Source organism: Bradyrhizobium australafricanum (assembly GCF_020329495.1).
In the GTDB taxonomy this organism is placed as follows: domain Bacteria; phylum Pseudomonadota; class Alphaproteobacteria; order Rhizobiales; family Xanthobacteraceae; genus Bradyrhizobium; species Bradyrhizobium australafricanum.
On sequence record NZ_JAGKJL010000002.1, the window covers coordinates 248,184 to 260,532 of the forward strand.

Sequence of the window (12,349 nt, forward strand, 5' to 3'; positions counted from 1 at the left end):
GCTCAGTTCAATGTGATGTAGTGCTGTTCGGCCAATCGCGCGAGGAACGGCATGTCGACAAGGCTTGCCACCAGGAAGACGGCGACCAGCGCCAGCACGAGCAGCATCAGGCCGCGCTCGCCATAGAGCTTCTCGGGCTTCTGCGCCGACGAGCCCGGCGACGTCGACATCGAGAAGTAGGTGGTGAACAGCATCACCACCAGCGGCATCGCAAGGACATACTCGATACGGTACTTCACCAGGAACACCGAGAGGAAGAACACCGAGAACAGCGAATAGCTGAGGCACGAGGCCGTCAGCGACACCTCGGTATAGTGCGCGAAGCTAGCGCGGTAGCGCGCCAGAAGCTCCTTGCCATGGGACGCGGCAATCTCGCGATATTCGGACAGCCGCTTGGCCGCCATCAGGAACGCGCCGCCAAACCAGTAGCACAGGATCACCGAGCCCGGCGGCAGCGAGGTCGGGTCGATCATCGCCCAGCCGATCAACAGCCGCAGCGGATTGTTGACGGATTCCGAGATGACGTCGAAATAGGCCTTGTCCTTGCTCCGGAGCGGCGGGACATTGTAGACGATGCCCTGCAAGGCGAAGATGCCGGTTGCGAACAGCATCAGGCGGCTGCTCGCAGATGCGCAGACGAGGCCGAGTGCGACCAGCAGCAGCCACTCGATTCCGATGATCTTGCCGTCCATCGCGCTCTGCACCGCGGAGCGCTGCGACTTGGTCGGGTGATGCCGGTCGAAGTCGCGGTCGAACCATTCATTGATCACATAATTGGCCGACGCGATGCAGATCGCGGCCACGAGGCCGAGGACGATCGCGCTTGCGATATGCTCGCCTCTCGGGCCGCGCAACAGCCAGGCGAGGACAATCCCGGGAACGATGAAGATGTGCTTGGTGCTGTGATCGAGCCTCAGGATGGCGAGATACTGCCGGATGCTTGCGGCCGGCGGCTTGCCGGCTTCGACCTTGCTGTCCATCAGCGCCATCGCGCGGTCCTTCTTCTGTTGTCGTCGATCGATCGCCTAGTTGAGGAGGTAGACGTCGAAACTCTCGTCGGTCTTGGCGGGGCCGAAGTGGCGGAGCATCGTGGTCGCTTCGCGGAAATCGCGGATCTGCGCCGCTGAGGCGCGGAACGTCCGCCAGTCCTTGCCTTCGTCGTAGGTCCGGTCGGGCGTAATCTCGTCGAGCCGGTAGGCCAGCAGGATGATGACGGGTGTGCGGCTTGTGTCGCGAAGCTCGCGGGCAAGGCGCAGGGTCTCGCCGAGATCGCTGTCCATCTTGCCCTTGCGTGAGAAGATCACGACGCTGCCGAATTTGTGGTCGCGCGTGAGATAGGTCCGGTTCTTGACGTAGTAGGGCAGCGCCTCGACCAGCCATTCCGGCTCGCTGAGGATCACTGCATTGGTGAGATCGGCGCGCGAGGCGATCAGGCGGCCGAGATCGGCGCTGCGGCTCGCGACCACGCCGGTCACTGCGTTGCGCAGATCGTTGATGCCGGCGGCGGCCTGAATCGCGAGCACCAGCAGGAGCGACACGCGTCCGATCGCCGGCAAGCGCCGGTCGAGCCACGTTGGGGAGACGGATGGCGCAGTGACCCGGCTCCAGCCGATCCAGTAAAGCGCGATCAGGAAGCTCAGCCAGACCGCGGCATGGCGGTAGGCGCCGTTGGCGGCGACGGCGAAGAACAACGACGTCAGCAGCAGGGCGGCGATGGCGGCGAGGAAGGCCGGCCGCCGCGGCAAGAGCCCGAGCGTCGCGCCGAACAGCAGCACCGATCCCGCGATCCCCGGCAGCAGATTGGCAAACAGCGCGCCCAGCGACGTCGCGCCGGGGTTCACGAGGGACAGGATTGCCGCCGCCAGCGCTGACTCGTGCGACCAGTCCCGGGCCGCGGCGTCATTATAGGTCGGCAGCATCGTCACCGCGCAGATCACGACGCCAATCGTCGCGATCGTTGCATTGATCGCGAAATTGGTGAGTTGCGGCGACCAGCGCCAGCCATCGGTCTCGAGCAGGTCGAGCAGCCAGAACAGCAGGAATGCGCCGGCCATGATCGCGCCGACGACGTTGGTGTTGGCGAGCAGGAATAGCAGCGCGCCGAGCAGCAAACCACGGTCGCGGTGGGCCCGATAGCAGGCCGCGATCGCGAACAGGAACAGGGCCGAGATGCCGTAATTCCTGGCCATCACGACATATTCAAACAGCAGCGCATGGCCCGTGATCAGCAGCAGGACCAACGGTCGTGGGAATGGTGACCGGAAGATCAGCAGTGCGACCGTGATGAGCCCGACCACGAAGGCGACGGCGGGCAGCACCTCGACCCGATCGAATACGGCATGCGCGCCGCGCAGCAGAAGGTACCAGAGGGCAGGGTGGCCCTCGCCATGCAACCCTCTCAGCATGGCGACCAGATCGTCGCCGTTCAGGGCTATGGTGAGCGCGCGGACCTCATCGCGCCACATCACGTGACGGCCGATCTGGAAGCCGACCAGCGCGACCCATCCCGCGAGGAGCAGGACGTCCGGCCAGGATCGGCGGTAGCGCTTGGGCGCGAACAACCACTGGTCCAGGATGGGCAGAGAACGGGTCAATGAATCCTGCTGCTGCTCGGATCAGGACGGTCAAACCGGGGCGTCATCTGCCGGCCTGGTGGTTTGTGTTAACAGTAAAATCCACATAGAATGTTGTAACATTATGGGCAAACCAGACTAACATTTATGACGCCGACGCCGGCCCAGAGAACGGTCAGGGACATCGGTCCTGCGCACCCCGAGGTGGAGTTCGCGCTGGTGCTGGCGCGAACCATCGATTCCGTGAGCGCCGACCCGCAGCAGCTGCGCAGCGCGGTCTACGAGCTCGCGCGGCAGAAGCTGCAGCAGCTCGCGCACGAGGATCCGGCGGAAAAGCAGCGTCTGATGCAGGCGCTGGAAGTGGCGATCGAAGGCGTCGAAGCGCACACCAAGAGCAATGTGATCGAGAAATTCGAGGTGCCGCCGGCGCGGGCGCTGCCCGCATTCCTCGAGGCGGCGGGCGCTGCGCGGCGGATCGAGGCACCGCCCCGGATCGATGCCGAGGCGGCCTTTGTCACGACCCTCGATCGCGTCGAGCCTGCCGCGGTGGCGCGCGGACCGCGATGGTCGTCGTCGGCGCCGCTGCGTTACGTTGTCATGCTGGCGTTCTTCGGGCTGATCGCGGCCGTTGTCCTGCTGCAGCAACGCGGCGTGTCATTGGCTGCGGCCCGCGCGATGATTGCCGGCACGCTGGCATCGGCGCCGCCTGAAACCCAAAGGCCGGCGGTGGTCGCGGCCGTGCCGGCGCCGGCCGCTGCGGCCGAACCGCCGGTGCCGAGACGGCCATTGCCGACTGCCTACGGCGTCTACGCCGAGAGCGGCGGCAAGCTCTACGAGCTGCAGCTGATCCAGGGGCGTGCGCCGGATCCGCGGGTGGCGATCTCGGCGGCGATCACCAGGCCGAGCGAGACCACGCTGCCGGACGGACATCTCCGCTTCATCGTGTTCCGGCGCGAGGGTGCCGGCGGCGCCTCCGATCCGATCGATGTGCGTCTGATCGCGCATGTGAGCCAGCAGACCACGTTCGACGCGACCGGCAAGCCGGTGGTCTCGCCGGGCGACGATACCTGGGTGATCCGCAACATCTCGATCCCGTTCCGCGCGGCGCCGCTCAAGGACGATCCGCAGATGTTCGAGGTCCTGCCGCGCGACGACGCGCCGCTGCCGCCGGGACGCTACGCGTTGATCCTGAAGGCGCAGGCCTACGATTTCACGGTCGAGGGCGCGGTCACCGACAGGCGGCATTGCCTGCAGCGGCTGGCGGCTGCGAACGGCGTGTTCTACTCGGAATGCGAGAAACCGTGAGCGGAGTGTCCGTCCGGTTCAGTGTCGTGCTGGCGCTCCTGCTGGCATCGCGTGCCGCCATCGCCGCACCGGCTGCCGAGACCGCAAAGCGCTGCCTGCGCGCGGCCTACATGGTCTACCCCTACAAGCGACCGGGGGCCGTGCCGATGAATGGCGACCGGCTGCATTTCTTTCAGCAATGCATGGCGCGAGACGACACGAAGTCGGCGGAAGCGCCGAAGCGCGATTGAGCGCAATGCGCCGGCCGCTCAGTTCGCGGACTGCTCCACGCCCGACCTCAGCCGGCCGAGCTGGTTGCGCAGCACGAGCAGCATGAAGCGACCGACGCCGATGCCGACGAGACCTCCCGCCACCTTGACGATCGCGTCGATCAGGCGGCCGTGACGGTCCGGTGTCAGGAATTGCATCGCTTCGAGCGTGAACGCGCTGAAGATGACAAGGAGCACGATCAGCGCGGTGCGCCGCGGATAGCCCAGCACGAAGGCCAGCGCCATCACGGCGAACGCAGCGAAATGCTCGATCTGCGGATGAAATAGCGAGGGACGGTCCTGGATCGGGGACAGTGTCACGAAGGCGATGAACGCAAGCGCAAGCCAGCCCGCAATCACGCCGAACCTCCGTATCTTTGAAACAAGCAACGCGTTCTTCCCGGTCCATATGCGCTGGGCGCACCGCGGTTGAATTAGCGCATCGCCGGTGTCGGCGACATGAAAATGGTCGTCGAAGGTTAACTTGCCGGTCGACTGCAAATGACGCCGACATGTTGTCCGCGCTCCGGTCCGCCGGAAGGTTGCCAACAGCAATCGCTTTCAAGTTCAGGGTATTAAAATACCTTAAACTGAAACCGAATCTCACTTCGCGCGCATCTCATGGAGGGAACCAGGGGTGCTTGCGCGGGTTCCCGGGATGGTGCACCTGACGAAAAATAAGCGGCGCCTTGCGGGTCCATTCATAAGCCGTTCACGGCCGGAAGCCTCATTTGGTGCCGGAATGTCGTAATGCTCACTCTCGGAGGCCAAAGTGCGTCTGCTCGTCGTTGAGGATGATCCGGATCTGAACCGCCAGCTCACCACCGCGCTGACGGACGCCGGCTATGTGGTCGATCGCGCGTTCGACGGCGAGGAGGGGCATTTCCTTGGTGATAGCGAGCCGTACGATGCGGTGGTGCTGGATATCGGCCTGCCGAAAATGGACGGTATCTCGGTGCTCGAGGCCTGGCGGCGGAACAAGCGGGTGATGCCGGTGCTGATCCTCACCGCACGCGATCGCTGGAGCGACAAGGTTCAGGGCTTCGACGCCGGCGCCGACGACTATGTCGCCAAGCCCTTCCACCTCGAGGAGGTGCTGGCGCGGATCCGCGCGCTGCTGCGCCGCGCGACCGGGCATGCCCAGGTCGAACTGAACTGCGGGCCGGTGGCGCTGAACACCCGGACCAAGCGGGTCACCGTCAACGGCAATCCGATCAAGCTGACCTCGCACGAGTACAATCTGCTCGACTATCTGATGCACCACACCGGGCGGGTGGTCTCGCGCACCGAACTGGTCGAGCATCTCTACGACCAGGACTTCGACCGCGACTCCAACACGATCGAGGTGTTCGTCGGGCGCATTCGCAAGAAGCTGGAAGTCGATATCATCCAGACCGTGCGCGGCCTCGGCTACATGCTTTCGCCGCCGACCTAGAGCATGATCCGGAAAAGTGCGCAGCGGTTTTCCCTGCGACAAACGCGAAGCGTTTGCGCGGAGATCATGCTCTTGAAGCATTTTCGAGCTAAGTGGATGCCGGTTCGTTCGCGTGAAGAAAGCGCGGACCAAACAACGGGATAAGAGCGTGTCCTATTCAATCGGATCATGCTCTTAAGGTGCTTGATCGCGATGCGGGCATTGGCATGATCCGCGCCAGGAGGACTGGATTCGCCATGTCTGAACTCGCCTTGTCGCGGCCCGCTGATGCGATGTTCGAGCTCGTGTCCTGATGGGCGGTAGCTCGCTCGCGACACGCCTGTTCGTCTCGGCGACCGCCTGGGTGGTGGTGATCCTGGCGATCACGGGTGTCATCCTGTCGTCGGTCTATCGCGACGCGACCGAGCGCGCCTTCGACCGGCGGCTCAATCTCTATCTGCGCACCCTGATCGCCGAGGTGGCGACGCCGGACGAGCCGGCGGACCGCCAGTTCCAGTCGCTCGGCGAGCCGCTGTTCGACCTGCCATTGTCGGGCTGGTACTGGCAGATCACCCGGACCGATACCGAAAAGGGCGAGACCCGCGCCTCGCGCTCGCTGTGGGACAAGAAGCTGCCCAAGCTCGAGGAGCACGGCGCCGAGCTGACCGCTGCCGGGGTCCGGCTCGGCTATGTCGACGGGCCCGAAGGCCAGAGCCTGCGCGTGGTGGAGCGGCCGGTCGATCTCGGCGCCGACGGCAAGTTCCTGGTCAGCGTCGCCGGTGATGCCACCGAGATCTTCGATGAGACGCGCAGCTTCGACTATTATCTCGGCGGCACCTTCGCCGCGCTCGGCATCGTGCTGCTGCTGACCACGATCTTCCAGGTGCGCTACGGTCTCGCGCCGCTCAAGCGCATTTCGGATGCGATCGCCGATATCCGCTCCGGCCGCGCCGAGCGGCTGGAGGGCCGGTTTCCGGTCGAGATCGCACCGCTGGCGCGCGAGACCAATGCGCTGATCGATGCCAACCGGGAGATCGTCGAGCGCTCGCGCACCCATGTCGGCAATCTCGCCCATGCGATCAAGACGCCGCTCTCAGTGATCGTGAACGAGGCGGCCGCGCATACCGCCGATCCTTTCGCCAGCAAGGTGCTGGAGCAGGCCGATCTGATGCGGGACCAGGTCGCGCACCATCTCGAGCGCGCGCGGATCGCCGCCCGTGCCACCATCGTCAGCACCATCACCGACGTCGCACCTGTGATCGAGGCGCTGCGCCGGACCATGGAGAAGATCCATCGCGATCGCGACCTCTCGATCGAGGCGAACGCCGATCCGACGGCACGGTTTCGCGGCGAGCGGCAGGATCTGGAGGAGATGGTCGGCAATCTCGTCGACAACGCCTGCAAATGGGCGGCTTCGCAGGTGTTCGTCGAGGTAACCGTGGTATCGCCCGAGGCCTCGGGCGCCGGGCCGAGGCTGCGCATTGTGGTCGACGACGACGGGCGCGGCCTGTCGGAAGCCGAGCGTGCCCAGGTGTCGCGGCGCGGCCAGCGGCTCGACGAGTCAAAACCAGGCTCCGGTCTCGGCCTGTCGATCGTGACCGATCTCGCCGGCCTCTACGGCGGCAATCTCACCCTGAACAACGCGCCGATCGGCGGCCTGCGTGCCGAGCTCGTGTTGCCGGCGGTGTAGCACAAGATGACTTTACTCTGAATCGAGCGGCGGATTCCGCTTCACCTCGCCCCGCGCGCGGGGAGAGGTCGGAACGCATCGTTAGATGCGTTCCGGGTGAGGGGGAGTCTCCGTAAACGCAGCTATCACCCGATACGCGGAGGCGGCCCCTCACCCCAACCCTCTCCCCGTAAGAACGGGGCGAGGGAGCGCAGCGCCGCCGCGGTCGCCATCCGACCTAAACCCATCTCGCTCTAGTCTACCTTGGGAGGATCGACGCCGCTATTATTCCTAAACGGCTTCTTAACGGGCCCGCCGCTATCATTGCGGGCGGACGGGCTGCGGCGCTTGCCGGGCACCAAGCTTTCACGACCGGGCATGAGCCAGAAATCGACCGAGCGGCTGAGGGATTATCTCGCGCAGCTTCCGCCGCAATCGCAGGCGCTGCTGATGCGGGAGCTGGAGCGCGCCGTTGAACGCGGCGATGACGTCGCCGTCGCCAATCTGGTCCTCGAGCAGCTGCGCAAGATCGTGCGTGGGGCCGAGGAGGACGAGCAGATCCAGCCGCGCAGCGACGACCCGGCACGGCTCCTGTTCCGGCCGCTCGAGCCGTTCCTCGCCGAGACCAATTTCCCGACGCGAGCGGGCCAGATCCGACGCGCCTCGCTGCTGCCGATCTGGCAATGGCTGGCCCGCGAGGGCGCGCCCGAAGCGGCTCGCGCGTTCGAGGCGGCGCTCGCCGCAGCCACGGAGAGCGGTCCGATGGAGACCGCCGCGCGCAAGTTCCAGCTTGCCGCCGCGGACGCCATCCTCAAGATCGCGGCGCCAAGTCAGGACGACCGCCAGCGCGCGCTGTCGCGCGTCGGCCCGCCAAACGTGGTCGAGGACCTGCTGCCGATCGGCCTCGTTCTGCAGGCCCGCGAAGCGCTGGAAACCCTGGGAAGCCGGCTGCCGAGCCAGATCCGGGTGTTTGCCGATTCCCAGATCGCGTCCGCCACCGAAGCGCTCAAGCTGCCGTCGCTGCAGACGCCGCAGCTATTGCCGTTCGCGCTGTCACTGATTGCGCAGCGGCTCGCCGCGCCATGGCAGATCGTCCGCCTTGCCATCAAGATGGCGGCCTCGGACGACGAGCTCCGCGTCGCGGCAACGCCGTACGGCGTCGCGGTCACCATCGCGCTGCATGACTTGTCGTTCGTCGCGGCCTGCCTGCGCACCGACATCAGGCGCGGGCATTTCGACTATGTCGGCGAGCAGCTCAAGACCCTGCATGACGGCGTCCGCGGCCTGCGCACCGAGCTCGACCTGCGCAACGATTCCACCTGGGGCCGCCAGCTCACCTCGGTCCGCGCCGATACTTCCAACGCGCTGCAATCGGAGATCGACAGCGTGCCGGGCCGGGTCCGCCGCATCCTGCGCCAGCGCGCCGACAAGGACATTACGGCCGGCGCCAAGATCGATGCGACCGAGGTCGAGGACGCCGCCGCTTTGATCGATTTCGTCGCGGTGTGCCGCACCTATGCCAGCGAGCTCGCCATCAACGAGGTGACGCTGCGGACCTTCTCGGACCTGCAACATTATGTCGAGCAATCCACCGAGGGGCTGGTGCAGTCGCTGCGCGGCGGCGACGCCCGGGTCCGGGCCTTCCGCCAGCAGCAGGTCAAGGCCGCGATCCGGTTCTGCGAGGTGCTGTTCGGCCACGACTACGCCTCGCTGATGAACCGGGCCGCCGAAAACGCCGTGACCGGCGAACGGAAGTCGTCGCGCGCGGGGTAGCGATAGCCTAGGTACGGTTCGAATCGCTCCAAATCCCACTTACCAGGGCGTGTACTTGTAAATCCGTCCGCCGTACGAACGTCCGCATTGCCAACGGTAAGCTGACAAAACAGGCGCGCTTGGTCATGTCGGCTAAGGGGCCAGAAGCAGCCATAACGGCTTGCGTAGCAGACCGCGATGGTTTCCGCGCATTGCACTAGCGAGGTTTGACGCGTGTTTCTGAGAGGTGCTTGTCCCAATGTGGGTGGATTTGGCCGTCCACTGTTGGCAGGTATTGGACCCATTCGGCTCGTATGCCTCGCGGGTCGACATCTCTGTTCGACACGACGTAGTCAATCTCGCCTCGCGTCGTGCCAATATCCATCAGCTCGCGGTCCGTCAGGCGGCATAATTCCGTTTGCAGCCTCCGGCGTTTGCGCCACTCCTGAAATGCCTTCCAATATGCTTCGAGCGGACTATAGACCGGCCGGTCGGCAGTTACTCTGTGCTGCAACTTGGTGATCTCTTGGACTGTGCTCATTGCCGTGTGTCCTGTCTACTTTTCGGAGGACGAACATGCTGTACGACGAGCCACCGCGCCTGACATCCGGCTTACATTTTCCTTACCAGCGGCTTATTCTTTGCGTTCGAGGGCGTTAAAGCCTGAAAATCGAACGCCCTTTAAGGGATCGCCAGATGCGCTATTTCTTCGAGGAGTACGCATTCGATACTGACCGTCGCGAGCTACATCGCGGGACCATCCCTGTTCCCATCACGCCGCAGGTCTTCGATCTACTAGACCATTTGATCCGGCACAGGGAGCGCGTCGTCAGCAAGGACGATCTCATCAGCGCAATTTGGAACGGACGCATAGTCTCAGATGCCGCGTTGACGACCCGCTTGAATGCCGCTCGCGCCGCAATCGGTGACGATGGTGACAAGCAGCGCCTAATCAAAACGTTGCCGCGCAAAGGCTTTCGCTTCGTTGGCGTGGTGCACGAAGGGCAGACGCCCGAAACTGCGGCGGCTAGTTCGGCGGCGCAGAACGACGGCACGGCACAAATGTCGCTTTCATCGCCTCACCTCTCCATCGTTGTGTTGCCCTTCGCCAACCTCAACGGCGACCCAGAGCACGACTATTTCGTCGATGGTGTAACGGAAAGCCTCACTACGGACTTGTCGCGGATCAGCGGCTCATTGGTGATCGGGCGACACACCGCATTCACCTACAAGGGCAAAGCAGTTGACCTCAAGCAAATCGGTCGCGAGTTGAACATCCGGTATGTGCTAGAAGGCTCCGTGCAGCGTCACGAAAGCCGACTTCGCGTCAACGTGCAGCTGGTAGACGCTGAAACCAGCGCGCACTTATGGGCGGACCGCTTTGACAAACCCGTCGCCGATCTGTTCGATATGCAGGACGAGATCATATCTAGGCTAGCTAACTCCTTAGACGCGCAGCTCGTCGCAGCCGAGGCCGTGAGAGCACAACGTTCGGCGCATCCCAATTCAATGGAGTTGTACTTCCAGGGCAGAGCTAAGCTCAATATGGGGTTGACTTCCGAATATATCTTGCAGGCGCGCCACTTTTTCGAGCGTGCCCTGACGCTTGATCCCGGCAATATCGAAGCGTGTCTGGGCTTAGCGCATGTTGATGGCATTGTTGGTGCCGGCTACATGACCGACAATCGGATAAAGTACCTTACCGTAGCAGAAGTGGCCGTCATGCATGTCCTGACCCTCGCGCCGAACCACGCCTTGGCTCACTTACATTTGGGAACAGCAAAAATTTTCACGAACCGCGTGTCCGAGGGCATTGACGAACTACAACACGCTTTGGCGTTGGACCGAAATCTGGCCCATGCGCACGGGTTAATCGGTCAAGCCAAGATTTTCCTCGGTCGCGGCGGGGACACTGAGGCGCATGTCTTAGAGGCACTCCGCCTGTCTCCCCGCGACATTCATGCCTTCATGTGGATGCAGTATGTCGGTTTCGCTAAGTTGCAACTTAGTGCCGATAGGGAAGCCGTCTGTTGGCTCCGCAGGAGCATCGACGCCAACCGAAATTATCCGTTTGCGCATCTTGGGCTCGCCGCTGCCCTAGCACTGCTTGGAGCACTCGATGACGCGCGGGCCGCGGCGCAAGCAGGGCTCGCGCTTCAACCTAATTTCAGCATCCGCCGCTTCCGCGCCAGCCCGTCGAGCGATAATCCAGCTTATCTCGCCAAACGTGAGCGCATTTATGAAGGCATGCGATTGGCAGGAGTACCGGAAGGGTAATGTCGCAGATGGGTCACAAGCAGCGGTCGAGGACCGCGCTCAGCCGTGTCCGGTCCACCTCAGCGTGCCGACATTGCAGCGTCAGGTGTAGTCTTCAGATCCGGGCCGAGGTTGGTAGGCGATCCAGGTAAGGAGGAAGTCGGCGGCGACGCGAGCGCGGCCTCGATGTTTGGGGTTTGCTCACCTCGTGCTAGACTTTGGCTACCCGATCAGGGAGAACAGCCATGACCGCCGAGTTCGATGAAGACCGCTTCAATATGGCTATCCGTAAATTTCTGAAGCATGTCGGAGTTACATCGCAGCGTGAAATCGAGAACCTGGTGCGTAGCGGGGCGGTGAAAGGTGGCGAGCTCAAACTGCGAATGACCCTGTCCGCTGAGGGGACGCCGCTGAAACATGTTGTCGAGGAAACAGTCGCACTCTGACCGCGAGAGAAGTCTTACCTACAAACGACGCAGGAAATAGTGCAGGAGAGTTGTTTCCATGATCGAGGGGATCAGCGCGGTCACGCTTGGCACCCACGAAATGCCACGGGCTGTCCGATTTTACCGCGCCTTGGGATTTGAGGTCCTGCATGGCGGCGAACAGTCGTCATTCACCAGCTTTCGGGCTGGTGCGAGTTATCTCAACCTCATCGCCCAGCCTGCCGATCGGTGCTGGTCCTGGTGGGGACGCATCATCTTTTATGTTGCCGATGTTGACAAACTCTACGACCGTTCGCTTGCAGCCGGATACCAGCCGGCTACTGTCCCCCGCGACGCCGAATGGGGTGAGCGCTACTTCCACCTGATTGATCCCGATGGCCACGAACTCAGTTTCGCCCGGCCTCTGCTCCCAGTTTCCGTCGAATAGCAGCTCGAAGCGACCTACCATCCCGCGCGGCAGCCGGCCTGGGTGCTCAAATGCCACGCTGCATAACAATGATCCTCGGTGACGGCGTGACGCGTTCATCCGCCGCCCGTCGCCGCGTCGCGCTAATGCGAACATCCCTGGATGTCGCAGAAGGGTCGCAGGACGATATTGCCGGGGTCGGGTCGCGTGTCCACTTTGCCCTGAAAGCGGGCGGGAAACCGACGAGCCTGGCAGGTCGGGATGACAAGCATTTGCGCAA

At 63.5% G+C, this 12,349-nt stretch carries 12 protein-coding genes; 8 read left to right on the top strand and 4 right to left on the bottom strand.

What is annotated here, in order from left to right:
• Positions 1-2: 2 nt before the first annotated feature.
• The gene (locus J6525_RS02945) at positions 3-989 is read right to left on the bottom strand and encodes a UbiA family prenyltransferase (protein WP_225641907.1); all 987 of its coding nucleotides are present in this window, start codon (positions 987-989) and stop codon (positions 3-5) included.
• Between the two features lie 36 nt (positions 990-1,025).
• Positions 1,026-2,594 (bottom strand): hypothetical protein, encoded by a 1,569-nt coding sequence (locus tag J6525_RS02950; RefSeq protein ID WP_225641909.1) that lies wholly within the window; start codon positions 2,592-2,594, stop codon positions 1,026-1,028.
• Between the two features lie 126 nt (positions 2,595-2,720).
• Between J6525_RS02950 and J6525_RS02955 the strand changes: the two genes are divergently transcribed.
• Positions 2,721-3,878: a hypothetical protein gene (locus tag J6525_RS02955; protein WP_225641911.1), complete on the top strand. Its 1,158-nt coding sequence runs from the start codon at positions 2,721-2,723 to the stop codon at positions 3,876-3,878.
• Positions 3,875-4,108 carry a hypothetical protein gene (locus J6525_RS02960; protein ID WP_225641913.1) on the top strand — a complete coding sequence of 78 codons (234 nt, stop codon included), beginning with the start codon at positions 3,875-3,877 and terminating at the stop codon, positions 4,106-4,108. The genes J6525_RS02955 and J6525_RS02960 overlap by 4 nt, the downstream gene beginning before the upstream one ends.
• Before the next feature lie 18 nt (positions 4,109-4,126).
• Here the strand turns inward: J6525_RS02960 and J6525_RS02965 are convergent, their stop codons facing one another.
• Positions 4,127-4,486 carry a VanZ family protein gene (locus J6525_RS02965; protein WP_176936750.1) on the bottom strand — a complete coding sequence of 120 codons (360 nt, stop codon included), beginning with the start codon at positions 4,484-4,486 and terminating at the stop codon, positions 4,127-4,129.
• Positions 4,487-4,898: 412 nt separating this feature from the next.
• Between J6525_RS02965 and J6525_RS02970 the strand changes: the two genes are divergently transcribed.
• The 3 genes from J6525_RS02970 (at position 4,899) to J6525_RS02980 (ending at position 8,982) form a co-directional block, all read left to right on the top strand.
• Complete coding sequence (locus J6525_RS02970) at positions 4,899-5,561, top strand: response regulator transcription factor (protein ID WP_016841655.1); 663 nt, start codon at positions 4,899-4,901, stop codon at positions 5,559-5,561.
• 292 nt (positions 5,562-5,853) lie between these two features.
• Positions 5,854-7,230: an ATP-binding protein gene (locus tag J6525_RS02975; RefSeq protein ID WP_225641915.1), complete on the top strand. Its 1,377-nt coding sequence runs from the start codon at positions 5,854-5,856 to the stop codon at positions 7,228-7,230.
• Between the two features lie 357 nt (positions 7,231-7,587).
• Positions 7,588-8,982, top strand: a complete 1,395-nt coding sequence (locus J6525_RS02980; RefSeq protein WP_225641916.1) for a hypothetical protein — start codon at positions 7,588-7,590, stop codon at positions 8,980-8,982.
• Positions 8,983-9,178: 196 nt separating this feature from the next.
• On the opposite strand, the gene J6525_RS02985 is transcribed toward J6525_RS02980, so the two are convergent.
• Positions 9,179-9,502 (bottom strand): DUF1127 domain-containing protein, encoded by a 324-nt coding sequence (locus tag J6525_RS02985; RefSeq protein WP_225641918.1) that lies wholly within the window; start codon positions 9,500-9,502, stop codon positions 9,179-9,181.
• A gap of 155 nt (positions 9,503-9,657) precedes the next feature.
• Between J6525_RS02985 and J6525_RS02990 the strand changes: the two genes are divergently transcribed.
• The 3 genes from J6525_RS02990 to J6525_RS03000 all read left to right on the top strand — a co-directional run bounded on the left by J6525_RS02990 (position 9,658) and on the right by J6525_RS03000 (position 12,090).
• Positions 9,658-11,238, top strand: a complete 1,581-nt coding sequence (locus J6525_RS02990; protein ID WP_225641920.1) for a winged helix-turn-helix domain-containing protein — start codon at positions 9,658-9,660, stop codon at positions 11,236-11,238.
• 224 nt (positions 11,239-11,462) lie between these two features.
• A complete protein-coding gene (locus J6525_RS02995; RefSeq protein ID WP_027547784.1) occupies positions 11,463-11,663 on the top strand; it encodes a DUF6494 family protein in 201 nt (66 codons plus the stop codon).
• A gap of 58 nt (positions 11,664-11,721) precedes the next feature.
• Positions 11,722-12,090: a VOC family protein gene (locus tag J6525_RS03000; RefSeq protein WP_028345268.1), complete on the top strand. Its 369-nt coding sequence runs from the start codon at positions 11,722-11,724 to the stop codon at positions 12,088-12,090.
• The last annotated feature ends 259 nt before the right edge of the window (positions 12,091-12,349 follow it).

Excerpts from the sequence above, each read along its gene's own strand:
- J6525_RS03000 (WP_028345268.1), top strand. The coding sequence starts at position 11,722 with ATGATCGAGGGGATCAGCGCGGTCACGCTTGGCACCCACGAAATGCCA.
- J6525_RS02980 (WP_225641916.1), top strand. The coding sequence starts at position 7,588 with ATGAGCCAGAAATCGACCGAGCGGCTGAGGGATTATCTCGCGCAGCTT.
- J6525_RS02945 (WP_225641907.1), bottom strand. The coding sequence starts at position 989 with ATGGCGCTGATGGACAGCAAGGTCGAAGCCGGCAAGCCGCCGGCCGCA.
- J6525_RS02985 (WP_225641918.1), bottom strand. The coding sequence starts at position 9,502 with ATGAGCACAGTCCAAGAGATCACCAAGTTGCAGCACAGAGTAACTGCC.
- J6525_RS02975 (WP_225641915.1), top strand. The coding sequence starts at position 5,854 with ATGGGCGGTAGCTCGCTCGCGACACGCCTGTTCGTCTCGGCGACCGCC.
- J6525_RS02955 (WP_225641911.1), top strand. The coding sequence starts at position 2,721 with ATGACGCCGACGCCGGCCCAGAGAACGGTCAGGGACATCGGTCCTGCG.
- J6525_RS02990 (WP_225641920.1), top strand. The coding sequence starts at position 9,658 with ATGCGCTATTTCTTCGAGGAGTACGCATTCGATACTGACCGTCGCGAG.
- J6525_RS02995 (WP_027547784.1), top strand. The coding sequence starts at position 11,463 with ATGACCGCCGAGTTCGATGAAGACCGCTTCAATATGGCTATCCGTAAA.